The 23,803-nt window shown below is 62.2% G+C and carries 20 protein-coding genes, 4 tRNA genes and 1 riboswitch; of the genes, 7 read left to right on the top strand and 17 right to left on the bottom strand.

Annotated features, from left to right (window positions below; genetic code table 11):
- Positions 1–15: 15 nt before the first annotated feature.
- The 3 genes from alc to ASU23_RS09230 form a co-directional block, all read right to left on the bottom strand.
- Positions 16–1,002, bottom strand: coding sequence for an allantoicase (gene alc, locus ASU23_RS09240; RefSeq protein WP_058037773.1), 987 nt, complete (start codon positions 1,000–1,002; stop codon positions 16–18).
- 3 nt (positions 1,003–1,005) lie between these two features.
- A complete protein-coding gene (locus ASU23_RS09235; RefSeq protein WP_007733914.1) occupies positions 1,006–2,250 on the bottom strand; it encodes an aldolase/citrate lyase family protein in 1,245 nt (414 codons plus the stop codon).
- A gap of 62 nt (positions 2,251–2,312) precedes the next feature.
- Entirely contained in the window at positions 2,313–4,340 is a 2,028-nt protein-coding gene (locus ASU23_RS09230; protein WP_058037772.1) for a CocE/NonD family hydrolase, read from the bottom strand.
- A 140-nt stretch (positions 4,341–4,480) separates the two neighbouring features.
- Here ASU23_RS09230 and ASU23_RS09225 point away from each other — a divergent pair, with 140 nt between their 5' ends.
- The 3 genes from ASU23_RS09225 (at position 4,481) to ASU23_RS09215 (ending at position 7,955) form a co-directional block, all read left to right on the top strand.
- Positions 4,481–5,404 carry a pseudouridine synthase gene (locus ASU23_RS09225; RefSeq protein ID WP_082661369.1) on the top strand — a complete coding sequence of 308 codons (924 nt, stop codon included), beginning with the start codon at positions 4,481–4,483 and terminating at the stop codon, positions 5,402–5,404.
- Between the two features lie 75 nt (positions 5,405–5,479).
- Positions 5,480–7,015, top strand: a complete 1,536-nt coding sequence (locus ASU23_RS09220) for a CYTH and CHAD domain-containing protein (protein WP_058037770.1) — start codon at positions 5,480–5,482, stop codon at positions 7,013–7,015.
- Positions 7,016–7,064: 49 nt separating this feature from the next.
- Complete coding sequence (locus ASU23_RS09215; RefSeq protein ID WP_047271050.1) at positions 7,065–7,955, top strand: universal stress protein; 891 nt, start codon at positions 7,065–7,067, stop codon at positions 7,953–7,955.
- Positions 7,956–8,009: 54 nt separating this feature from the next.
- Here ASU23_RS09215 and ASU23_RS09210 read toward each other — a convergent pair whose 3' ends face one another.
- Positions 8,010–8,750 (bottom strand): VIT family protein, encoded by a 741-nt coding sequence (locus ASU23_RS09210; protein WP_019745057.1) that lies wholly within the window; start codon positions 8,748–8,750, stop codon positions 8,010–8,012.
- A gap of 131 nt (positions 8,751–8,881) precedes the next feature.
- On the opposite strand from ASU23_RS09210, the gene ASU23_RS09205 reads away from it, so the two are divergent.
- A complete protein-coding gene (locus ASU23_RS09205; protein WP_058037769.1) occupies positions 8,882–9,640 on the top strand; it encodes an SDR family NAD(P)-dependent oxidoreductase in 759 nt (252 codons plus the stop codon).
- A 3-nt stretch (positions 9,641–9,643) separates the two neighbouring features.
- Here ASU23_RS09205 and ASU23_RS09200 read toward each other — a convergent pair whose 3' ends face one another.
- The 10 genes from ASU23_RS09200 to ASU23_RS09155 form a co-directional block, all read right to left on the bottom strand.
- On the bottom strand, positions 9,644–10,276 hold the full coding sequence (locus tag ASU23_RS09200) for a TetR family transcriptional regulator (RefSeq protein WP_007733896.1): 633 nt from the start codon (positions 10,274–10,276) through the stop codon (positions 9,644–9,646).
- A gap of 114 nt (positions 10,277–10,390) precedes the next feature.
- On the bottom strand, positions 10,391–11,767 hold the full coding sequence (gene ftsW / locus ASU23_RS09195) for a putative lipid II flippase FtsW (RefSeq protein WP_058037768.1): 1,377 nt from the start codon (positions 11,765–11,767) through the stop codon (positions 10,391–10,393).
- Between the two features lie 224 nt (positions 11,768–11,991).
- Complete coding sequence (locus tag ASU23_RS09190; protein WP_172827036.1) at positions 11,992–13,353, bottom strand: MFS transporter; 1,362 nt, start codon at positions 13,351–13,353, stop codon at positions 11,992–11,994.
- Between the two features lie 69 nt (positions 13,354–13,422).
- Positions 13,423–14,817, bottom strand: a complete 1,395-nt coding sequence (locus tag ASU23_RS09185; protein ID WP_058037766.1) for an NtaA/DmoA family FMN-dependent monooxygenase — start codon at positions 14,815–14,817, stop codon at positions 13,423–13,425.
- Between the two features lie 29 nt (positions 14,818–14,846).
- The gene (locus tag ASU23_RS09180) at positions 14,847–15,926 is read right to left on the bottom strand and encodes an LLM class flavin-dependent oxidoreductase (protein WP_058037765.1); all 1,080 of its coding nucleotides are present in this window, start codon (positions 15,924–15,926) and stop codon (positions 14,847–14,849) included.
- 4 nt (positions 15,927–15,930) lie between these two features.
- A riboswitch (SAM riboswitch) is annotated at positions 15,931–16,026 on the bottom strand.
- 179 nt (positions 16,027–16,205) lie between these two features.
- A complete protein-coding gene (locus ASU23_RS09175) occupies positions 16,206–17,834 on the bottom strand; it encodes an ABC transporter substrate-binding protein (protein ID WP_058037764.1) in 1,629 nt (542 codons plus the stop codon).
- A 241-nt stretch (positions 17,835–18,075) separates the two neighbouring features.
- Positions 18,076–18,152, bottom strand: a tRNA-Phe gene (locus tag ASU23_RS09170).
- Positions 18,153–18,222: 70 nt separating this feature from the next.
- Positions 18,223–18,296, bottom strand: a tRNA-Asp gene (locus tag ASU23_RS09165).
- A gap of 135 nt (positions 18,297–18,431) precedes the next feature.
- Positions 18,432–18,504 (bottom strand) — tRNA-Glu (locus tag ASU23_RS09160).
- A 112-nt stretch (positions 18,505–18,616) separates the two neighbouring features.
- Positions 18,617–19,270: a TetR/AcrR family transcriptional regulator gene (locus tag ASU23_RS09155; RefSeq protein ID WP_003940323.1), complete on the bottom strand. Its 654-nt coding sequence runs from the start codon at positions 19,268–19,270 to the stop codon at positions 18,617–18,619.
- 405 nt (positions 19,271–19,675) lie between these two features.
- Between ASU23_RS09155 and ASU23_RS09150 the strand changes: the two genes are divergently transcribed.
- The 3 genes from ASU23_RS09150 to ASU23_RS09140 all read left to right on the top strand — a co-directional run bounded on the left by ASU23_RS09150 (position 19,676) and on the right by ASU23_RS09140 (position 21,640).
- The gene (locus ASU23_RS09150) at positions 19,676–20,167 is read left to right on the top strand and encodes a MarR family winged helix-turn-helix transcriptional regulator (RefSeq protein ID WP_007733882.1); all 492 of its coding nucleotides are present in this window, start codon (positions 19,676–19,678) and stop codon (positions 20,165–20,167) included.
- Positions 20,164–21,555, top strand: a complete 1,392-nt coding sequence (locus ASU23_RS09145) for an MFS transporter (RefSeq protein WP_042922262.1) — start codon at positions 20,164–20,166, stop codon at positions 21,553–21,555. Before ASU23_RS09150 ends, ASU23_RS09145 begins: the two co-directional genes overlap by 4 nt.
- A 12-nt stretch (positions 21,556–21,567) precedes the next feature.
- A tRNA-Lys gene (locus ASU23_RS09140) sits at positions 21,568–21,640 on the top strand.
- 88 nt (positions 21,641–21,728) lie between these two features.
- Here the strand turns inward: ASU23_RS09140 and ASU23_RS09135 are convergent.
- The 3 genes from ASU23_RS09135 to ASU23_RS09125 all read right to left on the bottom strand — a co-directional run bounded on the left by ASU23_RS09135 (position 21,729) and on the right by ASU23_RS09125 (position 23,713).
- Complete coding sequence (locus tag ASU23_RS09135) at positions 21,729–22,580, bottom strand: alpha/beta fold hydrolase (RefSeq protein WP_058037763.1); 852 nt, start codon at positions 22,578–22,580, stop codon at positions 21,729–21,731.
- 62 nt (positions 22,581–22,642) lie between these two features.
- Entirely contained in the window at positions 22,643–22,951 is a 309-nt protein-coding gene (locus ASU23_RS09130; RefSeq protein WP_136470805.1) for a hypothetical protein, read from the bottom strand.
- 219 nt (positions 22,952–23,170) lie between these two features.
- Positions 23,171–23,713, bottom strand: a complete 543-nt coding sequence (locus ASU23_RS09125; RefSeq protein ID WP_058037762.1) for a TetR/AcrR family transcriptional regulator — start codon at positions 23,711–23,713, stop codon at positions 23,171–23,173.
- Positions 23,714–23,803: the final 90 nt, after the last annotated feature.

Raw genomic sequence — 23,803 nt, 5'->3', positions numbered from 1 at the left:
CCAACAACTTTACCGTCAGCGCCCGGAGATCACAGCGCGAGCAGCGTCGGTGAGTACGCCGAAGACTCTCAGCCGCGCCAGGCCACCGTCCGGGAAGATGTCCAGACGAACATCGGTGACCTGGACTTCGGAATCGATCGGAAAGCGATGGCGCGTATCCGGACGCAGCGTCGTGCGCGGCAACAGTTCGATCCACTCCCCCTCCGACGTCCGCCCGGTCAGAGCGCCCTCACCTGGACTGTTTCCGAGGAAGTACGAGGTGTCGATCTCGACGAAACTCAGCACGCCTTCACCCGCGAGTTGTACTTGCACCCAGTCGTTTCCGTTGTCGCGGCGCCTGGCGGTCTCCCACCCGTCACCCATCGAAGCAGCGCGTCCGGGAAACAGGATGTTCTGCGGTGAGCTGTAGAACATGTTGGAGCAATCGGTCACGCGGCCACCGTTTTCGAGTGCTGCGAGGTCCAACGGCCCGGCATCGAGGAAACGCGGGTCCGGCCGCGCTTCGCCGTGAACACGGAATCTCGCCACGCCGCCGTCCGGGTAAATGGTCAGCTTGACGTGCGTCCACCGCTGCTCCGACGCCACCGAGAACGGATTCTCCGAGTCACCGCGCACGGTCGAGCGCTCGACGATGGTTGTCCACTCGCCGGATCCGGCCAGGTCGGCGGGATCCGGATACCCGTCGACCGAGATTGCTTCCACCGAGATCTCGGGCGGGTAATTGCCCTTGAACCACGCGGTGTCGACCACGACGCCTCGCACCACTCCGGGAACACCGAGTCGGACGATCGCCTCGTCATGGCCTGCCACCCGGCGGCGACGCGTCTCCCAACCGTCGTACACCTGCCCCTTGTGACCGAACGTCGCCGGCTGGTACCCGGCCTTGCTTGGGCGGATCAGGGCCTCACGCTCGGCAAACGCCTCGTCGTTCGCCCAGATGACGGCTCCGCCGAGGGTGCGCAGTGCGAGATCGGGCAGCAAGGTGAATTCGGTGGTGCTCATCGGTCAGTGTTCTCCTGTGATCGGTGTGGTGCGTCCTACGAGGTGACGGAGTGCGTTGGTGTCGGCGCTCGGGGCGAGCCGGAGAACTTCGGATTCCGGATAAGCCCCCGCGTCGAGCCCGCGCAGTACCACCGCTGCGAGCGCCTGGGCGGTTGCAGGTTCGTCCATCACGTCGCCACCTTGGCGCCCCAAGTACGACTGGATGCGCGGGGCAGCGGCGCCGAGCGCATTGCGATAGAAGCCGAACGTGGCGAGCCAGCGGGTGACCAGATGCCCGGGGTGCATGTCCCACCCCTGGTAGTAACCGCGTTCCAGGGACCGCGTGACGAGGCGATGGTGCCGAGTGATCGCGTCGCGGATCGCCGTGGCGCTCCCGACAGGCGCGACCTGAGTCGACCCGTCGCACACCCAGACGCCGGTCTGCGCGGCAGCAGCCAACATGACAGCCTTTGCGTGGTCTGCCACCGGATGTTCGAGCGACTGATGACGCGATGCAATTCCGCAAGCTGCACTGTAATCGTAAGTGCCGTAATGCAAACCGGTCAGACGACCGGCACCGCGATGGATGGCCTGAGCAACTGCCACCGTTCCGTCGGCCGCGATGACCGCCTGCGGGCTCTCGATCTGCAACTCGAACCGAAGCGAACCGAGCTCGAGTCCGTGCGCCTTCTCCAGCTCTTCGCAGAGCAACACCGTCGCCGTGACCTGCTCCACCGCGCGCAGTTTGGGAACGGTGAAGACAAATCCGTCCGGCACTCCGCCGGCCGCGTCGAGCACAAGCTCGAGCGTCCTGATCGAGCGCCGACGCTCACCGGCCGGCAACCCCTTGAACCTGATGCCACTCCAGTTCGGCCCGGCAGGATCAGCGCTGAGCGCGGCAAGCGTCTGTCCGGCCGACGTCGCTGCATCGTCTTCTTCTTCGTCGCTGCGGCGTCCGTACCCGTCCTCGAAATCGATCCGAAAGTCTTGGACCGGCTTGCGGCCGAGTTGAACTCGCACATCAGCGAGCGCATTCTCCGTGTCGAGATCGGCGAACACATGAGCATGGGAATCGAGAAGCGCGATCGCCTGCTCACCCCAGAGTCGAGGGGTGTCGACGGTTGCATCCGCGGCACTGACGTAAATCGTGTGCACGGGTTGGATCTCGTCACGGTTTCCCGGGTACTGCGCCGCGAGCCGCTCGTCCACCGGATCCAGAAGTCCGTCCAGACGATCGTGGACGGCGGCGGAGAGTCGGGATTCTGTCATCGGACGATCTTCTCAGAACGTCCGCGAGCCCGCAGGTTCTCACGCCGCCGATCCAATCCGAGTCAGCGGCCCCCGACGAACGGAACGTTGACGAAGCTCGGCCGGTCTGCAGCCAACTCGATGTGCTGCGGTTTGAGTTGGCTGTCGGCGAGCATCGGGCCGAGCGCCAGGTATCGCGGCACGCTGGCAGCGTAGACGTCGACGCGGAGCCGGTGCCCCGGTTGCAGCACTGCGTCCGTCGGGAGCATGTTGATGTCGACGGTGGTGACCTCACCGGGAACCACCGGCTGACGCGTGTCGATCGTCAGATAGTGGTGCGGTTCACTGTAGTCACCGTTGGCCGAGCGAGTGCTCTTCGAATCGTCGACTGCCCGCAGCGACGCAGTCAGAGCGCCGTTCGTGATCGGTGTCGATGTTCCGTCCGGTGCTACGTCGTTGACCGTCGCTGCCCAGAATCCGTCCGTCGCGTCCAGGACGGTCTCGAGGTGGACGTTGATCGGGCCCGAGAGTGAGGTCGGCTCCGTCACTGCCTCACCGGTGAACGTCAGGCCCTCCGCTTCCTGGAATCGGGAATCCTTGGAACACGTCGCACCGAGCACCACGGAGATCCCGGCAGTTCCCTGAGTTCCGTCACCGGAGCAGAAGCCTCGCAGTCCTGGTGTGACTGTCAATCGCGCTGCGGCCCTGGGCGGGTCATTCGTCAGCGAACCGTCGTACGCTGCGTGGGCGGCAGTACCGCTGGGCGCAGAGTTCAGATACATACGTTCGTAGCTCGCACCGGCTCGCGGGAACTGATCGTCCGTGATCCATCCGCCGCCTTGCTGGAACATCGTCACCGGACCGTAACGATCGATTCCGTTGTCGATGCCCTTGAGCCACTTGTCGAACCACGCACGTTCGAGCACGTCGAGGCGCGGCGGCGCACCGTCCTTGCCGAATCCTCCACCGGGAGTGACGTGATAGCCGTTCCCCATGATCAACTGCTTCTGCCCGGGCGGCAGATCGATTCCGTTGTAGATCCGCGGCTCACTGTTGGCGAAGATGTCGTGCCAACCGCCGTAGACCATCGTCGGAACGGCGATGTTGCCGACGTCAGCGGCTCGGTCCTGATAGAACTGCCCGTCTTGCGCGACTTGCAGAGTCGACGGTGACACGTCCTCGATTCTCTGAGCCGTCATCGCTTGCACCAGTTCGGGAATCAGCGTACCGGGATCCTCGAGGCGGCTCGCCAACCACAGGGGATCGAAGTTTCCTTGCAGGATGTCCTGAACGTTCGGGATGAGTTTGAGCCCGTTGACCGCGGTCAACCACAACGGCATGAACCCGACTCCGAGGCCGCCACCGGTTCCGACGATGTCGCGCAGCAGATCGTTTCCAGGTTCGACCGGGAAGATCGCCTTCAGTGCAGGTGGATTGTTGCTCGCCGCCTGCACCGAGTTGATCGCGGAGTACGAGATGCCCGCCATCCCTACTTTCCCGTCGGACCACCCCTGCTTGCTCATCCAGTCGATGACCTCGACCGAATCCTGTTGCTCGCGCTTACCGAGCACGTCCCAATTACCTTGGGAGAAGCCGGTTCCACGTGCGTCGACCACTACCTGCGTGTATCCGTTCTGGACCAGATCACGGTTGACGCCGAGAACCCTGGCGCCTCCGCCGGCGATGACGCCCGTCAACTCCGACACGCCGTCGAACGGCGCCGCGAGGTCGAGCGAGTTCGCAACGTCCATCAGCGTCTCACCGACCTGCGGGATCGACAGAGCTGAATCCACCAGTGTGTCCAGCAGTTTCGTGTACGGCGTGATGTTGAGGACCGATGGCGTCTTCGATTCCACGGCCCGCCCGGATGCATCCGCCGGTCGGTACACATTCGCTTGCAGAACTGTGCCGTCACTCATCGTGATGGGCACGTCCCACTCGATCGAGACCCCCGGATACTGCGGCGTCGCCTCCGTTGCCGCGAGCCAGGCCTGCCCGTCCGACCCTCCCGTCGGATCCGCAGAAGCGACGGCGCTCGGCACCGTCAATCCCACGACGCACAGCCCCACCGCAATCGTTGTCGACCTTCGACGTAGAAGTCGTGTCCTCACGAAAACCCCAATTTTCTGTTGTGATGACCCAGCCCTGCCCCCACGACAGTGACCGGTGTCACGAACTTACCGGATAGTAACTTCCGTCCCATATGTCGTCAATAGGTCTGAATGCCGACCGGACGGCTAGCTTTGAAGATGTGTCACGATCACCGCTTCCCGTCCGCGACGGCCTGAACCCCAGTCGCATCCGTCAGCCAGACGACGACATGTGGACGACGACGCTCGACTACCTGCTCGAACGGTTCCCCCAGGACGCCGTCCGATTGCGGGAGAAGGTCGCAGCCGGGGAGGTCGTCGACGAGAAGGGTGTCGGAATCACCGAGACGAGCGCTTTTGCTCCCCGGCGGTTCGTCTACCTGTACCGCGACCCTCCCGTCGAAACGCGGGTGCCGTTCGAGATCGACATCCTCTATCGGGACGAGAACATCTTGGTCGTGGACAAACCGCATTTCCTGGCGAGCACCCCGCGCGGGCGATACATCGCCGAATCGGCGTTGGTCCGCTTGCGTCGGGACCTCGAACTACCGGAGCTGAGTCCAGCTCATCGCCTCGACCGCGTCACGGCGGGACTGCTGCTGTTCACCGTGCATCAGGCGGCCCGGCGCGACTACCAGACCATGTTCGCCGAGCGCCGCGTCGCCAAGGAGTACGAGGCCATCGCGCGTCACGACGCTCAGGTGAGCACCCCCGTGGTCGTGCGTAGTCGCATCGTGAAAGAACGCGGCGTGCTCAAGGCCGCGGAGATCGAGGGCGAACCCAACAGCGAGTCGCGGATCGAACTGATCGAAACGCGAGACGGCTTCGCGCGGTACCGGTTGACTCCCCATACCGGCAAGACCCATCAACTTCGGCTGCACATGACCTCGCTCGGGCTCCCGATCCACGGCGACAACTTCTATCCCGACTTCTACGACGTTGCCGCAGAAGATTATTCGAACCCGCTGCGCCTGCTGTCGAAGGTTCTCGAGTTCGAGGATCCGAAGACCGGCCGGCTGCAACGGTTCGAAAGTCGGCGGACCCTGTCCTGGCCGGACGAATCAGGCCGTGGCGACTCGCCGTAGGGACCCCGGACCCTTCCACTGCGCCTCCGATACCGGGAGGATGGAAGCGCAGACCGCACCGCAAGAGGAGACCAGATGAGCAAGACCGCCGTCGTACCCGAAGCCGTACGGGAGATCGAGCGCAAGTACGAGGCGCCGGCCGAGCAGGAAGTTCCCGCCTTGGGCGGACTTCCCGGTGTTGTCGGCGAACCGGTCCACGACTCGATACAGCTCTCTGCCACCTACTTCGACACCGCGGACTACCGGTTGCTGGCCGAGAAGATCACGCTGCGCAAGCGTGAGGGTGGCGACGACGCGGGGTGGCACATGAAACTTCCCGCAGGCCAGGACACTCGAACCGAAATCCAACTTCCCCCGGACGAGAGCACCGATGTGCCCTCGCCGCTGTCGAGTCTGATCCGGGCGATCATTCGCGGTCACGATCTGGTGCCGGTCGCCCTGATCATCACCGATCGGGAGCGCACCAGGCTCAACGGCGAAAACGGTGTGCTGCTTGCCGAAGTGGTCTCCGACACCGTCATCGCCTGCAAGGCAGACGGTTCCGGAGAGTCGACGTGGCAGGAAGTCGAGGTCGAACAAGGCGCAGGCGGGCAAGAGCTGGCCGATGCAATCGAGTCGGTTCTACTGGACGCCGGGCTGGAGCGCTCTGCGAGTCCGTCCAAACTCAAACGAGCACTGGGCACGTCGGTCACACCGTACGCCGGTCACGAGGTCACCTCGGGCAAGGCGTCGAATCCGCGGATCTTGTTGCGTAATTACCTCATCGAACAATTGCGCGCACTGGTCGCCGCGGATCTCGGCACGCGTCGGGCCGACGACGAAGCCGTTCACGACTTCCGGGTTGCGGCACGTCGCATCCGCAGCGCTCTGCAGTCGTACGCCGGCCACTCCCCCAAGACCGACGATCTCATCACGGATCTGCGGTGGATCGGTGGAAAGTTCGGTGACGCCCGCGACGTCGAGGTCCAGTGGGAGCGTCTTGTGGAACGCCTCGGCGAAATCGACGAGATGCCCGAGCGAGGAGCTGTGCGAGCTCGAATCGACGAGTTCTTCTCTGCACGTGGTGAAACCGCCCAGGAAACAGCCCTCGAGGCGCTCGATTCCGAGCGATACACCACGCTGCTCGATCGCCTCGACGAGTACGTCGGCGACCTCGAATTCGACACCGCCACCCACCGCGTCGGAAAGAAGGCATCGGCACGAGAGTTGGCCCATACCCTGCGGCACCTGGCACACAAGGTCGGTAAGCGGGTCGATCACGTCTTCGATGCCGATAGCCGCACCGAGCGTGACGAGCGAATGCACCGCGCCCGCAAGGGAGCCAAGCGGATGAAGTACGCGATCGAGGTCATGGAACCCGTGTCGAAGAGCCGAGCGAAGCGTGCACTGAAGCATTTCAGCCACTTCCAGGATGTTCTCGGCGAGCACCAGGATTCCGTTGTCGCCCAACATCATCTACTTGCAATGGCAGCCGAGCAGGAGCATACCTCGCTCACCAGTTTCGGATTGGGCATGGCCTACCGACGAGAACTGGAAATAGCCGACGGGCAATCGACCCTGCTACGCAAGACGTGGAAGGAAGCCGTGAAGTCAGCATCGTCACTCTGGTGACGTCGCTGTAACCAGTCGACCGATCTCGATCATTTCAGAGGGAGTAGACATGAACACACTTGCAGGACACCAGGATGTCGTCGCCGGTATCGACGGATCCGAGGCCTCGACGGCGGCGGCCCGGTGGGCGGCCTCCGTCGCGAACGCGGTGAACTCACGACTGATTCTGGCGCACGCCCTGCCGCAAGAGGGCCCGATCTACAGTCCCGCTGCAGTGATGTTGCAGTCACAGTTCCTCAGCCAGATCCGCGAAGACGGCGAGGCGATCGTCGATGCCGCCGCCACGGTGATTTCGGCCGAATTCCCCGAACTGACCATCGAATCCGAGATCGCGCCAGGGCCGGCGTCGACGCATATCCTCGAATCCTCGGGTACCGCACGCCTGATCGTGATGGGGTCGACCGGATCGGGTGCACTGCGCTCACGGCTGCTCGGATCGACCGCACTGAAGGTGGCCAATCATGCAACCTGTCCGGTCACCGTGTGGCGTGGTTCGGCGGAGAATCCCGGTCCGGATCAGCGTCCCGTCATCGTCGGAGTCGACGGAAGCGCGTTGAGCAAGAAGGCCGTCGAGTACGCGTTTCGTTATGCCGATCAGTTCGACGCGCCGCTCATCGCGGTCCACACCTGGCAGGGCTCGTCCACCTTCCGCGAAGGCGGAGCGGGAATCCTGATCGACTGGGAGGCTGTCGAGCAGGAGGAATCGGCGCTACTGGCGGAAAATCTAGCCGGTATGGCCGACCAGTACCCGGACGTGCCGGTCACCCGCATCAGTGAACCCGGTGCCGCTGCTCCCGTCATGCTCAAATATGCCGACGACGCACAGTTGATAGTTGTCGGAAGTCACGGACGCAGTGCGATGGCCGGCGCCGTGATGGGCTCCACCAGCCAGAATCTGCTGCACCATGCGCCAGGGCCGGTCATGATCTGTCGCGCCTGAATTGCTGTGCGCCTTTATTAACCCCCCGCGGTTAATAAAGGCGCACAGCAGGGGTCAGGCGAGACCCGTGCCCACCAGCTGACCTACTCCGTACGTCACGGCCATGGCCAGCGCGCCGCCGATCACCACGCGTAGCACCGCTCTGGTCTTGCGGGCTCCGCCGAGCGTCGCGCTGATCGTCCCGGTCAGTGCAAGTGCGATCAGCACTGCGAAGAAGGCGATGGGGACGCGGATACCCGTCGGCGGCAACAGGATTGCGACCAACGGGATCGCCGCGCCGATCGTGAACGAGATTGCCGACGAAATCGCCGCATGCCATGGATTGGTGAGATCATCCGGGTCGATACCCAATTCGACTTCGACGTGCGCCGCGAAGGCGTCGTGCTCGGTTAATTCTTCGGCGACGCGGCGGGCCGTCTCCGGACTCAATCCCTTGTTCTCGTAGATCTCGGTCAGTTCCTGAAGTTCAGCCTCCGGGGTCTCGAGGAGTTCCTTCTTCTCCTTCTGCAGGAGTGCGCGTTCGGTATCCCGCTGAGCGCTGACCGAGACGTACTCACCCAGCGCCATGGACACAGCGCCGGCAACCAGACCAGCAAAACCCGCTGTGAAGATTGCTGAGCGCTCGGTTGTGGCTGCAGCAACACCGACCACGAGGCCTGCGGTCGAGACGATTCCGTCGTTTGCACCCAGAACACCTGCACGCAGCCAGTTCAGGCGATTGTTCAAACTCGGTGCGTGAGGTTCCGATTCCCCACCGGGCGCCCCGTCGGTCAACTGCACACTGTCTCCGGACATGGCAACAGATTAGGACGATCAGTCCGGTTGCGATAGCAATCTGAGCCTGTCCTTCGCGCACTGATATATTCCGATTGGCACCCCAACCAAGCATTTGTTAGGTTTGGAATCGGCAGACACCTGGAGGCATTGTGAGCGCAGTACGCACCGCTTTTGTCAGCGGCGGAACCGGTGGAATCGGGTCGGCGATCGCCCTGACCCTCGCCGAACGCGGACACGACGTCGCCTTCACCTACCGAAACAACAAGGGCGCTGCCGAGCAACTGAGCGAGCAGATTCGAGCGCATGGTGTGCGCGCCCACTCGTACTCGCTCGACTTGACCGACGAGTTGTCGATCGGCGCCGCCGTCAACGATGCGGTCAGTGATCTGGGCGCATTGACGACCCTCGTCCACGCTGCGGGACCGCACGTCCCGATGACGCACCTCTCACGTGTGACGCCGGCGTTCTTCACCGAACAACTCAACCAGGAGGCCGCGGCGTTCTTCACCCTCGTCCACACCGCCCTGCCTGCGCTGCGTGCATCCTCGGGTTCGGTGGTGGCGGTGACAACCGCGGCAACGGATCGTTTTCCCGTGCGCGACGGACTCTCCGCAGGCACCAAAGGGGCTGTCGAACAACTTGTTCGCGGATTCGCCGCAGAGGAAGGACGCTACGGCGTCCGGTTCAACGCTGTCGGACCAGGCATGTTGACGGACGGAATGGCGGAGCGCCTGATCAGCTCCGCCGAACTCGACCAGGGCGCGCTCGACGTGACAATGAGCCGAATCCCGTTGAAGCGCTTCGGATCAGCTGCCGACATCGCCGAAGCAGTGTGTTTTCTCGCAAGCGACGCGGCCGGATTCATCAGCGGTCAGAAGCTCAACGTCGACGGTGGCTACACCGTCTGAGCGCTATCCGCCCAACTTGCGAAAGACCAGTCGCACGGCAAGTTCCAGGTGCGCCATCACCTCGTCCGTCGTCATCCGGCCCGCAACCCACGAGACGAGACTCGACATCCAGACGTCGTCGATCACCTTCACCGCGTCCAACTGCTGCTGCGAGACTTCCTCGACACCGATCGCCTTCGCGAACATCTCGGTCACGACCCCACCGAGCGCGTTGAGTTCCGGAGTCGCCGACGCGTCCGCGAACATGTACGCCCGAACCAACGCTTCGTAACGGAGGTGATCGGTCTCGAGGACCTCCGTATTCTTGCGCAGCACAAACAGAATCCGGTCCGACGGAGTCTCGCCCGGGATTACAAAGTCTTGGAATCTGTCACGCAAACCCTCGAACATCCACAACAATGCGACGACAAGCATGTGGTTCTTGGACGGGAAATACCGGTAAACAGTGCCGATCGCGACGCCGGCGCGATCGGCCACCGATCGCATCTGCACCGCGTCGTAGCCGCCTTCGGAGGCGGATTCCATTGCGGCGTCGACAATCCGGCGAAAACGCGCTCGCTGCGACGGCGTCGTACGACGTCCGGTCACCGAGCTACGTTCGACCACCGACTGGTCTGCCTTGTCGCCACCTGCCATGTCCACAACCCTTATTAGACGTCGTTTTGCCGACTCCCAATGTAGCCGCCCAACGCAATTGTCGGGTGCATGACTGCCCGCTTCCGAACTGCCCGCCAGTGGAACTGGCCCAGATCAGGAAGCGCGCCGCGGCCGATCGGATCGGCCGCGTCTACGTGGATCTTCCGACCAGTCGCGAGAGGGTGCGCGTCGGCCCGGAGCTGGAGTCCGGCGTCTGTCGGGTTGTGGTGCCCGTCGTTCCGGTCGGCGTTGACCGCCAGGGGCAGGCTGGGCGCGGCGAGCGGGCGGCCTACGTCGATCGGTCTGTGGCTTCTTGGCAATGCCGAACCGAGGCTTGCCGAAGACCAGCGGTATCCAGCCGCGACCGCTGCTCTCGGCCGAGGCGACAGCCTCGGGCTCACGGAAGGCTGCGTGCGCGATGAGCCCGAACATCAGCAGGGTGGTGATCATCGACGTTCCGCCCGCCGAGATGAGCGGTAGTTGCAGACCGGTCACCGGAATCAGGCCGACGACGTAGGCGATGTTGATGAACGCCTGCACGACGATCAACGTCGTTGCCGTCGCTGTCATGACTTTGAGGAACGGATCAGTGGACCGTTTCGCGATCCGCAGCCCGACGATCAGAACCGCGGCAAAGAGAGCGACGACGATCAGCGCGCCGACCAGACCCAACTCTTCACCGATCACGGCAAAAATGAAGTCGTTGTGCGCCTGCGGGAGATAGCTCCATTTGGCGTCGGACTGTCCTAGACCGCGCCCGAAGATGCCTCCGTTCGCCAGTGCGTACTTGGCCTGAGTGCTCTGGAAGTTCAAACCCTGCGGGTCGAGATCAGGATTGAGGAAAGCCTTGATGCGATCCGAGCGGTAACCAGCAGTAAGCCCGAGCACGAGAAATGCGACTGCGGAACCGAGTGTGAGGCTGATGAATGTCTTCATCCGGAACAGCCCGAACCACAGCACCGACATGAAGATGATGCCGATGGTGATGGTGGTTCCGAGGTCCTTCTCCAACACCACCAGAACCAGAACCAGCAACGTCGTACCGCCGATCACCGGCAGCGCGCGGTTGACGTCCATCCGCGCCTTCATGAACGACGCAACCGTCGCTGCGGACCAGATCGCCAGAGCAAGTTTGGCCAGCTCCGACGGCTGGAAGGAAATGCCCGCGATCACAAACCAGCTGCGAGCACCCATTTGTTCCGAGCCGATACCTGGAATCAGCACCAGGACAAGCAGAACAAGACACAGGATCAGCAGCCACGGGGACGCTCTACGCATCGTTTCGGTCGGCAACCGCACGACTGCCACGAACATCACCAAGCCGATCGCCGCGAACATGCACTGGGGCCAGAATCTGGCATAGGACGTCCCGGACAACACATAGGATTCGACGCCCGAAGACGACAGCACCATCAGCAGTCCGAACGCGACGATCAGCACGACCAGACCGACGATCATATGGAAATCGAACAGAGGCCGATTGGTCCACATCGCCGTTCGAGCGCGGAAGGGTGTCGATGTGCGGTCACGTTTGTCCGACGATCCACGGGGTGAGTTAACTGGCTCTCCACTCCCGCGACCGTTGGGCTTGTCTTCACTGCGACCGGTCACCACACAAGTATCGTCCCACGACTCCTAACCCATGGGTAACACAAGTCCCATGAGTCACACGGGCTCGGCCTCCCGAGGTCCATGTAGACCCACGAAATACCAGGTCACGTCCTTCGCCGGCGTCGGTCTGCCACCGCCCCCGCCAACGAGAGCGTCAACATGACCACGCAGACGGCAAGCGCGATCCCGAACGCACGTCCATATCCGTCGGGCGAGCATCCGAGTACACCGAGATACAACCCCGATACCGCGGCCAGCGAGATGGTCGCTGACAGGCGCTGAGACAGTTGAAGGAAACCCGCCGCAACACCGTTCGCGCCCGGCGGTGCATATTCGAGAGTCAGCACCCGATTGGGCGCGTCGACCAAACCGCTGGCAACTCCCGACAACACCGCCAGGACCACCAGCACCGGGATCAGATGTTCCCGAGGAATCAGATTGACCGCTGCGATGTAGCCGAGGACGACAAGGATCTCGCCGACGATGGCAAAAACCACCGCACTTCGGCCGAACCTGGCAACCAGCCGCCATCCGAAAGCCGACGTCAATGCCATCGCGAGTGAGCTACCGGTCATGATCAACGCCGCACTCAGCGGGGCGAAGCCCAAACCCTCGATCAGATAGAGGCTGAGCACCGCGTTGACGGCGAGGATGGATCCGAACCAGAAGAGTGCAACCGTCGTACCCAACCGGAAGCCCCTCGAGGCGATCAACGACGGAAGCAGTACCGGCGTCCCGCCGCGCTCGGCGTACCGACGTTCCCAGAACCAGAAGGCAACGGCAGCGCCGAACGCACCGATCAGGAAAGCCGCAGCCACAGTGACACTGGTTCGGGTCACGATGGGCCACAACAGGAGCCCGGTCGTAGTCGCCAGCAGACACAGCCCAACCGGATCGATCGATGCGCCCGATCGGGTAGTTCGATCACGGCGCAGAAAGCGAAACGCCAGAATCAGTGTGATCAGAGCAAACGGCACGTTGAGAACGAGAAGCAACCGCCATCCGAAGTCGGCGTCAGAATACTTCAGCAGAACGCCACCGAGGATCGGTCCGGAAACGCCGGCCAGACCACCCGCGGTGCTGTACGCGCCTAACGCCTTCGCCCGAGCCTTTCCGGACACCCGGTCGGTGATGATGCCGAGCACCTGCGAACTGATGGTGCCTGCGCCGATCCCTTGCCCAAGACGAGCCAACACGATCATCGACGGATCCGACGCACATGCCCCGAGGATTCCCATCACAGCGAAAATGCTCAGCCCCGCCAAGAACAAGCGTCGACGCCCGACGACGTCACCGAGTCGGCCCGCCGGCACAAGGGCCAAGCCGAAAGTCAGCGAATAGCTCGCAAGGATCCACTGCACCTCGGAGGTCGACGCGCCCAGCGACGCCCGGATCGACGGAACCCCGATTCCGAGCACCGCCGAATCGAGAAGAGTGGTGAAGCCCGCGGCTACGCAGACGATGATCTCCCAGCGGACGGCCGAATCGAGCTTGGTGGATTCGGCCGCCGCTGTGACCGTGTGGGACAGGACCCGTTACCCCGCAGCTTCAGACGCGGCCCGACGCGTGAGCGGCGGTCGCAACCCCAAGTGCTCTCGCAGCGTCGACGTGGAGTACTCGGTGCGGTACGCCCCACGCTCCTGCAGTTCCGGGATCAACCAGTCCACGATCTCGTCGAGGCCGGTCGGCACCAGGTACGGCGAGATGTTGAAGCCGTCCGAAGCTCCGTTGCGCACCCAATGGACCAACTGATCTGCGACCTGCCCCGGAGTGCCCGCAAAACCCGAACGCTGCGAGGTCTCGATGGCGACCTGACGTAGGGACAGATTCTTTGCCTCGGCGAGAGCCCGCCATTCACGTGCGATCGCAATGGGGTCGTTGCCGTCTCGTGCGGAACCGCGCGTCTCGGACACCGGGCGGGCAACCGGATCTTCCTCCGGTAATGGACCGTCCGGGTCTCGGTCGGAAAGGTCCTTCCCCCACACCAATCCGACGAGGGACAGTGCGGTTTGGCCGGTGAACTGACCTTCGAGGACCCACCGCGCCTTCTCCTCGACCTCGGACTCGTTCTCCGCCAACACGATCTGCGTGCTGGGCAGGATCTTGACGTCGTCCTCCGGTCGCCCGGCTTTACGCAACCGAGCCCGAATGTCGTCGGCGAAGTCGAGCGCGCCGTCGAAATGAGTCCCGTGTCGCGAGAAGATGACGTCGGCATGGGTCGCCGCGAAATCGCGTCCACTCGGGGAATCACCCGCTTGGAAGATGACCGGATGCCCCTGGCGGCTTCGGGGAAGCGTCGGCGTCACGGAGATGTCGAACTGTGAAGTCTGCCTGCGCACGTCGCCGACGGCACCCGGAGTAGACCAGTTCTCGGACGTGCGAGAATCCGAGATCGCGTCGTCGGCCCACGAATCCCACAGTGCCCGCGCGGTTTCGATGAACTGCCCGGCACGCTCGTAGCGCAGGGAGTGGTCGAGGAAACCACCGCGACGGAAGTTCTCTCCCGTCCACGCGTTGTCGGTGGTCACCGCATTCCAGCCGGCCCGTCCGTCGGAAAGTAGGTCGAGGCCGGAGAGTCGACGCGCAAGGTCGGCCGGTTCGTTGTACGTGGTGTTCTGTGTCGCGACCAACCCGATCTTGTCGGTGATACCGGCGAGGGCGGCCAACTGCGCAATGGCGTCGGGTCGGCCGGCGATATCCAGATCGAGAATCTTGCCGTTCTGTTCCCGAAGCCGCAGGCCTTCACCGAGGAAGAAGGCGTCGAACAGACCTCGCTCGGCGGTGAGTACCAACCGCCGAAACGTCTCGAAGTCGATCTGGGATCCGCTCGCGGAATCGGACCAGATGGTGGTGTGGTTGACCCCCTGGAAGAAGACACCGAAGTGAACGTGAGCGTCGGGTCGAGGTACGGCGGAGCGTGATGCAGTCATGGCCGAAATATCCTTAGCGCGAAGTCAAGTCAGGAGGAGTGGACGAATCGATTTGCGGGCCGCTGCAGACCGAGGTTGCCCCTCAGAGTCGATCCCGGAACCGGGCGTCGCGTCAACCCGGCCTTGGACAGCGTCGGAAGCACGAATTTGGCCAGCACCGGAAGGTCCTCGTCGATCACGAGAGGGTGAAAATGAACACCGTCGAGGTGTCCGGCCAATTCCTTCAGAACCACGGCCGCTTCCCCCGGATCTGCAGCCAGGAGCAGTCGGCCGGTGACGACGGCATTCCCGTACGAGTTCAGCTCGGTCCTCCGCTGCGCCGCAGACAGATTCGGCGTATCGAATGCCACATCGACCTCGGCGAACACCAATGACGCGCCCTCATCGCGCGCCTTGGCAGCCGACTGTGCAATGGTCTCCACCGAATCACCGGAAACGAGAACAACATCCGGCTGGCGTGGATCGATTTCGCCGTAGCGGCCGAACACCACCAACTGGCCTTGAGGCGGCCGCGGAACGATTGCCGGCCCCTTCACCGAGAACGTGTCGCCCTCGAAATTGACGTAATGCAGACGATCACGCTCGAGGAAACGCCCACTGAGATAGTCACGAACGACGGCGTCGTCCTCCCACGAGTCCCAGAGATCGGTCACAACGGTGACCGAATCCCGCTGCTCTTGCTGACGCGCCGACTCCGTTGTTACCGGAGCCCTCCCCCACGCCCTCGCCGCGGCATCGTCTTCGACCGGAACAGCAAGCCAGCCGCCGCGCCCACGCGAGGAGTAGTCCAACGTCGCCAATTGCGAGGACGTATGAAACGGTTCGGCGTACGTGGTCCCGACGACGGGGACCAGCCCGATCGTGCTGGTTGTCGCCGCCACGTACGACGCCCTCGAGACGGCATCGATGCGGCCGACGACGTCACCACTCGGGGGGAGGATGGAATCGTCGAACGTCGCGAACGTGAAGCCGGCATTCTCGGCAGCCGCGACGCGATCGCGCACCGCTTTGCCCGTGAGCAGCTGGTCCGGGCGGTGTGAGCTTCGGCGCCAGGCAGCGGGGTGAGTGCCCTCGCCGTCCAGTTCGATACCCACGGCAAATACAGTCATGTGTCCTCCATCGGTCCTGGCGGTAGCACCCACACTGCGGTTAGGTAGCGGGTTGCTGCGGCATCATCGAGCCAGGTCTCTCAGCCACTCTGGATGGTGGATGCAATCTATGCGGGCCACGCTGGGCAAGTCAAATCACGCTTGTCGAATCACATTGACCTACAACATATTTCAATACAATCATCCTGATCGAAAGGGTTGCGCAACGCTAGCCGACGTAGACACGAAAGAGCCCCGCCCGACTCGCGTCGGACGGGGCTCTCGGTGTGCGCTGGAACGCTACTTCGCGCCCATCCATGCCTGATCGAACAGCATGATTCCCGTGGCAGTGGGAACGACACCGTGAACATTCTTCTGCCAAGCCCAAAACGACGTCAGCCCGCCGATCGGCGCCGATGGAACCGTCTCGTTCCACAGCGTCTGAATTTTGCCGATGATCGCCAGGGTCGACGAATTGTCCTTGGCCTGTTGTAGATCTGCGATCAGCTGATCCATCGCCGGGTTCGCATATCCAGCAGTATTCGCCATCGAGGTGCTGTTGGTCGTGGAGAACAATCCGAGATCGAGAATCGACTCGTACATTCCGATGCCCGCGTGCGCGAGGTCGAAATCGTGCTTGACGTAGACGTTCTGCACGATGTCGCCGGCGTTGTTGGCCAAGATCAAGTTCACCTCGAACCCGACGGCCTGCAACAGTGACTGCACGGCGAGGCCGATCGCGTGGTCCTTCGGCTCACTGAGAACGACGTAGTCGAGGCTGCCGTCGTACCCGTCTGCCTTTGCCTGATTCAGAAGTTCCTTCGACTTTTCGGGGTCGTAGGCAATACCCGGTGTGTCTACATGCCATTGAGACGTCGGACCGAACAACTCCGAGCCCGGCAGTCCCTCACCGTTTTCCACTCGCTGATCGATCAACGTGGTGTCGAGCGCGTAGCCGATAGCCTGACGGACGCGAACATCCGAGCCCGGTCGGCCCTCACGGTTGTTGATAATCTCGGCACTACCGGCATTGAGCACGTCGATGTAGCCGGGGTAGCCAGCGGACTTGGCGGAATTGATCGCCGACGTGAGGCCGCGAATGTAGGCGACATCGAGCTGACCGCTGTTCAATGATTCGAGATTGGCCTGCGGACCGTTGAGCGCAACCATCCGCAACTTGTCCAGCTTGGGGGCGCCGCCGTAGTAGGACGGGTTGGCCTTGAAGATTCGCTCGACGCTCGGTGTGAAGACATCTTCGGTGAAGGGTCCGGCTCCGACGGCGGTGAACTTGTCGCCCTGCTGCGAACTCGGGGCGACGATCATCCCGTGCCCGAGAGCGAGCATCGACGGAAAACGCATCCACGGCGTCTTCAGCTTGAATTCCACTGTCGTCGGACCGCTTGCCTGCGCCGATTCCACCGAAGCCAGCCACAGTTCGGCGCCATTGCCCTTGCCCGCGTTGTACCGATCGATGCTCGCGATCACGGCGTTGGCGTCGAGGGTGGTGCCGTCACTGAACTTCACACCGTCGCGAAGTTTCAGCGTCCAGGTGGCTCCGTCGTCAGCTGTCTCGAGCGATTCAGCCAACTTGGGCTCGAACTCGCCGCTCGCAGTGTCGTAACTCATCAGGACGTCGTACACAGCAGCGAAGGCCTCACCGCCGGAACCGCCGCGAGCGGCCGTCTTCGTCGGGTCGAGTGAGGGAACGAGCACCTGTACGCCGTACGTCATGGTCCCGCCGGCCACCGCAGTTCCCGGATCGGGCTGCTCGTTGACCATGCCGGTCACGATGTCTCCCGACGCGGTCGTCGTATCGGTACCGCTGTCGTCATTGCTGCTCGCGCAGCCCACCAACAGGACACCGGCACCGATCAGCGCCACGGCGACCCGGCTGACTTTCCCGATAGGCCAAGATCTCGAGTGCGACACGGAGATTCCACCTCACTTCCAGTAGACGCGGCCAGGGATCGGCCGCAACCGGCTAATAGTGAGGTTCTTGACGGAGTGACGCGCAGCACGTTCCCGGTCACCGGAATCATTCACGGAGACAAAGGATGCGTATAACTCAGATGATCGAGCCGAGCGGTTTATGGCGACTGACATCCGAATACGAAAAAGCTCCAACCTTATGTTCGAAGAACATGAGATTGGAGCTTGTCGATAAGAATTATGGTGGCCAGGGCCGGGATCGAACCGGCGACCTTCCGCTTTTCAGGCGGACGCTCGTACCAACTGAGCTACCTGGCCGGACGGCACCCGAACCGAATGCCTATCGCATTGCTTTGTTCTCAACCGATTGATTGAGAACAAAGCTTTGCGACCCTGACGGGACTCGAACCCGCGACCTCCGCCGTGACAGGGCGGCGCGCTAACCAACTGCGCCACAGGGCCTTGCTTTTTCCTTGCTGTGAAACCGTACTACATCTTCGAGCCGCTCCCAAACCACTGTCCTGGCCTGGCATTTGTGCATCTCAAAGCGTGTCGTGCGGGTCAAACCATACTGCATCGTTTCGCTTTCGCAAAACGTACCCCCTACGGGATTCGAACCCGCGCTACCGCCTTGAAAGGGCGGCGTCCTAGGCCGCTAGACGAAGGGGGCCCGCCGGATCTCTCCGAACTAGTACCCCAACGGCGTTCCGTTGGGAGCTTGGATAGCTTATGGCACGGCATTCGGAAATCACAAATCGCCTGTTCACGGGCAGAAAAGTGCACTATTCAGTGTCAGGGAACTCGACTTGGGGCCACCCGTCACGATGGAACGTCTCCAACCACTGCGGCGTAGCCATGGCTTCGAGGACTACTTCGAGAGACTCCTCGAACCACTCGCCCAGATCTCCACTGGAGGCAATCAGGTCTGCCATGTACCGCTGGCCGGCAAGGCTCGCTGCCAGTACACGCGTGAATTTGTCCGGGTCGGCGTCTTCTCGGAGCAAACCGTCGTCCTTGGCACGCAATGCCAACTCATAGGCGGTCTTTCCCCAGACCTGCCCACCACCGGACTGCACATCCTTGTAGAACTCGGGCTCGATGATCAGCCGGAATTCCGCCTGCACGATCACCTCGGCACGGAAGACCTCGGCAATGTCGAGCACGAGACCGTGCAAAGCGACGAATGGATCGAGGTCTGTTCTCTTGGCCCAACGATCAGTAATTCCAGTGAAGGTTTCGATAGCCGAGGTCAGAACCGCTCGCGCCAACTCTTCCTTGGACTGGAAATGGAAATACATGGCGCCTTTGGTGGCGCGGGAGCCCTCGAGGATCGTGTTCACCGACGCAGCTGCATAGCCGCGCTTGGCGAATTCGACTGCAGCCGCTTCGACCAGGGCGGCGCGGGTACGCCGCGCACGCTCTTGTTGACGTGCCATTTACGGTGTTGTGCCTCTCGCAGAGTTGGTACGCAGAGCCGCCGTGATCGGCGCCTGTCATCCCCCGAAACTTCACAATATCCCCTCCAACACACCCTACGTAAGGACTAGAGCCATACCCGCCAAAAGTACTAGACGCAATCGGCTGTTCAGGGGACAAGAACCGACTTTATGCCCAAAAGACACCAAGTGGTATGGTTTTGGCCGCTCGGGTGCGCCGCAGGGGGTGCGCATCCGAGCTTTTTCGTGCCCGAGATTCTGATAATTCGACCTCGCAGACGGAACTGCTTCGCCGACCGATGGACAGCAGTCCCAAGGTTTTAAACAACTAGTGCAATTGTTTATTCCCCCTTTTCCGTCGAAACCGTACTGGCAGCATCGAAACAACACAGTTAGACTGTCTAAATGAATGTTGGAGAGGGTCGCAGCAAGGCTCGAGACGAGATCGACGTACTTTGGGACGATCTGGGTGCCTTCGTCCGACGTCTACGCACCAAACGCAACGACCACAAGCTCACGCCGAGCCAGATCCAGGCCCTCGGCCACCTCGACCGACAAGGTCCGTCGACCGCCAAAGAATTGGCAAAATTCGAGCGCGTCACGCCGCAATCAATCGCAAAGACCGTGGCCGCGCTCGAAGAGCAGGGCATGGTGACGCGAAGGGCGGATCCATCGGACGGCCGCGCGGTCTTGGTCACGATGACCGAACTCGGCACATCGACCCTTCACGAAGACCGAACGAAACGAACAGAGTGGCTGGCCGAGGTCATCGACGCCGAGTGCACCGAAGCCGAGCGTGACTTGCTTCTGATCGCCGGCCGAATCCTGCGAAGACTCGGCCAGGGCGAGTCCCCAGCATCGACATCGATATCAGAGGAGTCACTGATGAACTCGTGACCACCGTCGTCGAAACGCCGACCCCCCAAACTCCCGTTCCACTGAAACTGAGTCTTGCTCTCGGCTCCGGAACCGTTCTTCAAGCGCTGAACTCGTCGATGATTGCGGTGGCAATCGTCCCGATCGCCACATACTTCGGTTCCAGTTCAGGCACAGCGTGGGTCATCTCGGCCCTCTACATCGCGACTGCGGTCACGGCGCCGGCGGCTGGTCGACTCGGATCGATCCTCGGCGCCAAACGCGTCTACCTCGCCGGATTGGGCCTGATCGCTGCCGGATCGATCCTCGGCTCGCTCGCCCCGTCGCTGGGCTGGCTGATCGCCGCACGAATCCTGCTCGGAATCGGCACGGCGACACAGTATCCGAACGCGATGACCGTCATCCGCGAATACGCTGACCGCCACCGGACTCAAACCCGTTCAGCTATAGCAACACTCACCATTTGCGCTCAATCGGTCGTCGCGCTGGGGCCCACTCTCGGCGGGTTGTTGGTCGGCACACTCGGTTGGCAATCGATCATGTGGGTGAACCTCCCACTTGTCGTCGTCACTGCCGTATGGGTCTTCTTCGCCGCCCCGAGCGACTCCGCCCTGCCCGACCGGGCCGGCGCCGCTGCGTTGTTCAAATCTCTCGACCCACTCGGCATCACCCTGTTTCTCGCTCTGACGACATCGACGATGCTTTTTCTCCTCTCTCTCGCCGAGCACGCGAAGTGGTACCTCGTGCCATCGACGGCCCTCTTCGCGTTCCTGTTCGTCTGGTGGGAACGTCGAACGGCCTCGGCGTTCATCGACGTCCGTGCCGTCGCTCGAAACCGCGCACTGAGCATGACTCTCGGCCGGACGCTTCTGACGTACACGGCGTTCTACTGCATCTTCTTCGGGCTCCCCCAGTGGCTACAGGTAGCCCGCGGAATGTCACCGATCAGCGCCGGACTCTTCATGCTGCCTGTCGCTGCGGTCGGGATCTTCGCGACCATGTCCGCGTCCAGGGTGTACGGGAAATTCGGCGCACGGATCACCCTCCTGATCGGCACCGCCGCGTTGGCTGTCGGCGGGATTCTGATTGCCTTTGTCGAATCGAGTTCGACTCCCCTAGTGGCACTCCTGCTGATAGCGGCGATCCTGGGCATCCCCAACGGCTTCAACAACATGGGAAACCAGAACCTGATCAACTCGGTGACCACCTCCGCCGACGTCGGGACCGCGATCGGCCTTTACCGAACAATCCAGTACATCGGCGCCAACCTTGCGGCCGTCGTCATCGAGCTGACCATGCGCGGAACCATCGACGACGCGGGTCTGCATCGCACTGGCGGGACCATCGCCGTCATCGGAATTGCCCTTCTGGTGGGGGTGGTGTTTTCACGGACTCTGCGGTCCCGTTAGACTCTGCGCCGCGCCCCTATAGCTCAGTTGGTAGAGCTACGGACTTTTAATCCGCAGGTCGTAGGTTCGAGTCCTACTGGGGGCACAAATGCAGACCCGGCGCCTCATTCGGAGGCGCCGGGTCTTGTGCATTCGTGCCACATCGATTCGGGCCACATGAATGCATCAGCAGGTCATCGAAGCAGGAACTCGAGGGTCACGCGCTCGAATGCCTCCTTGGCTTCGATCATCACCCAGTGCCCGCAGTTCGGAAATACATGCAGTTCGGCGTTCGGAATCAGTCGCATCGGAATCATCGGCATGTCCGGTGGACACTGCCGATCATCGAGTCCCCATGTCAGCAAGGTCGGGCATTGCACCTTGTGCATCATCGACCAGTACGGCGGCACATCCGAGTTGGACATCATCTGCTGCTGAGCGGCAAAGGCTTTGGATCCGTACATCGCGGTCAATGCCTGGTGCGAGGCCGGATCGTTGGCCGTTTGCCATCGTTCCTCGATCCGCTCCTCGGTGATCGCGGATCTGTCGTAAACCATGCACTCGAGCCAGCGAACCAACTTCTCACGGCTGGGCGCGTCGGCGAATTCCTGGAGGAGACGCGTACCTTCGCTCGGGTTCTGACTGAAGATGTTCGGGCCCACGCCTCCGATGGTGACCAATCTGCGGACGCGGTCAGGGAACCTCATCGCGACGTTGACCCCGACAACTCCGCCCATCGAATTGCCGATCATCGCAGCGGATTCGATTCCCAGCGCGTCCATGAATCGAACCACCGCCGAGGTTGCCGTGATCACTGGATGACCGTCGACGGGATCGCTCACGCCGAAACCCGGGAACTCGAGGATGTAGCAGTGGAAATGCTTCGCGAATACCTCGAGGTTCCCCCGATAGTTCCGCCAACCACTCACACCGATCCCTGAGCCGTGCAACAGGATCAACGGCGGACCATCGCCCGCCTCGTGATAGCGCAAAGTCCCCTTGTCAGTAGCGACTTCGCGTTTGGTCCCCTCATAGGTCACGTCCATCACGCAAGATTAGAACGTGTTACAGATCCAGGACGGCTGATTGCGGAACTTCGCAACCACCGTCAGAAGCATCCCCCGCTGCCTCGACGCCCACTGCGATTCGTGGACTTCTGCTCGCTCGGTTTCGACTTCCCCGTCCCGGCCTTCACACACCGGTTGGGGCGCCGCACCTGCTCGAAGTGCCCGGCGCTCACCACATGACCGGCCACGCTGACCTTGACCGGCGCGTCCGCGCGGGCGGTTCCGACTTGCGCCGATCCCAACGTCAGGGCGCAAGCAGCCACAACGACCAGCGCTACCTTCTTCGAGATCTTCATATGCACGGCCACTTCGACACGGGTCCACTCCAGATGCTGAACAGGTGCGCGCACCGAAGGAACACGCTCGGCGTCGACGATATTCAGTCAGGGTGGCCGGCCGCGATCCTTTTGCTCACCAGCATCTGAACAGTCGACGACAAAAGTTTTGGCGGCACGTCAACATCCCGAGGGCGTCAACGAGCCGACGCCCAACGTACGCACCGTTACTGAGAAATCCGTAAATCCGGGCAACCACACAGCGACGGGCGTGGACGTTCGCGTTTGGACTCGCTACGCCACAATCAAACGCCGAACCGCCTCGACTGCCGCCTCCCGACGTCGAGGGATGGAACGAGACGACTTGAGCGCGAGCATCCGGGCGATATCCGTGATCAGCAGGATCAACTCCGTGGGATTCCACGCGGGGTCGATGTGTCCCTCGAGCTGCCCCTTGCGGATTTCCGCAACTTTAGGCAGGAAGGTCTTACTTCGTATGTCGTCCTCACTCATGACGTCCGGCGCTTCGAGATCCGCCCATTGCTGCAATCGGGCGTTCTTGGGATGGGCAACGTAGTTGTCGAAGAGGCGACCTGCATAGCCCGGCAAGTCGTCACCTCGAAGTGCTGTCTCCGCGGTTGTTTCGGACGTCCACTGTTCGGTCACGGCAGCGAACAACTCTTCCTTGCTTGCGAAGTACGCATAGAGACGGTCTTTGCTGGCACGCGCTTGGGCGGCGATCCGATTGATCCGCGCGCCGGCCAGCCCGTACGTGGCAAATTCGTCCTTTGCGGCCGCCAGAATGCGGTCCCTCGTAGCTTCCCCTGCTGAGCGCATGTTGACAGCCTAGAACGAATCGACCGTTGCCGAACCATCCGGTTCGGCGTAGCGTGCAGAGTTGACGAACAATTTGGTTCGCGAACAAGT

This window comes from Rhodococcus sp. KB6, from assembly GCF_001445685.1.
Classification (GTDB): Bacteria; Actinomycetota; Actinomycetes; order Mycobacteriales; family Mycobacteriaceae; genus Rhodococcus_F; species Rhodococcus_F qingshengii.
Note: the sequence above shows the minus strand (reverse complement) of the source record. Positions and strands in the feature narration are given on the sequence as shown.

Coding starts and splice junctions, on each gene's coding strand:
- ASU23_RS09220 (WP_058037770.1), top strand. CDS start 5,480: ATGAGCAAGACCGCCGTCGTACCCGAAGCCGTACGGGAGATCGAGCGC.
- ASU23_RS09210 (WP_019745057.1), bottom strand. CDS start 8,750: ATGTCCGGAGACAGTGTGCAGTTGACCGACGGGGCGCCCGGTGGGGAA.
- ASU23_RS09155 (WP_003940323.1), bottom strand. CDS start 19,270: ATGGCACGTCAACAAGAGCGTGCGCGGCGTACCCGCGCCGCCCTGGTC.
- alc (WP_058037773.1), bottom strand. CDS start 1,002: ATGAGCACCACCGAATTCACCTTGCTGCCCGATCTCGCACTGCGCACC.
- ASU23_RS09125 (WP_058037762.1), bottom strand. CDS start 23,713: ATGCGCTCAGCAGGGGAAGCTACGAGGGACCGCATTCTGGCGGCCGCA.
- ASU23_RS09215 (WP_047271050.1), top strand. CDS start 7,065: ATGAACACACTTGCAGGACACCAGGATGTCGTCGCCGGTATCGACGGA.
- ASU23_RS09200 (WP_007733896.1), bottom strand. CDS start 10,276: ATGGCAGGTGGCGACAAGGCAGACCAGTCGGTGGTCGAACGTAGCTCG.
- ASU23_RS09150 (WP_007733882.1), top strand. CDS start 19,676: ATGAATGTTGGAGAGGGTCGCAGCAAGGCTCGAGACGAGATCGACGTA.
- ASU23_RS09135 (WP_058037763.1), bottom strand. CDS start 22,580: ATGGACGTGACCTATGAGGGGACCAAACGCGAAGTCGCTACTGACAAG.
- ASU23_RS09185 (WP_058037766.1), bottom strand. CDS start 14,817: ATGACTGCATCACGCTCCGCCGTACCTCGACCCGACGCTCACGTTCAC.
- ASU23_RS09180 (WP_058037765.1), bottom strand. CDS start 15,926: ATGACTGTATTTGCCGTGGGTATCGAACTGGACGGCGAGGGCACTCAC.
- ftsW (WP_058037768.1), bottom strand. CDS start 11,767: ATGTGGACCAATCGGCCTCTGTTCGATTTCCATATGATCGTCGGTCTG.
- ASU23_RS09235 (WP_007733914.1), bottom strand. CDS start 2,250: ATGACAGAATCCCGACTCTCCGCCGCCGTCCACGATCGTCTGGACGGA.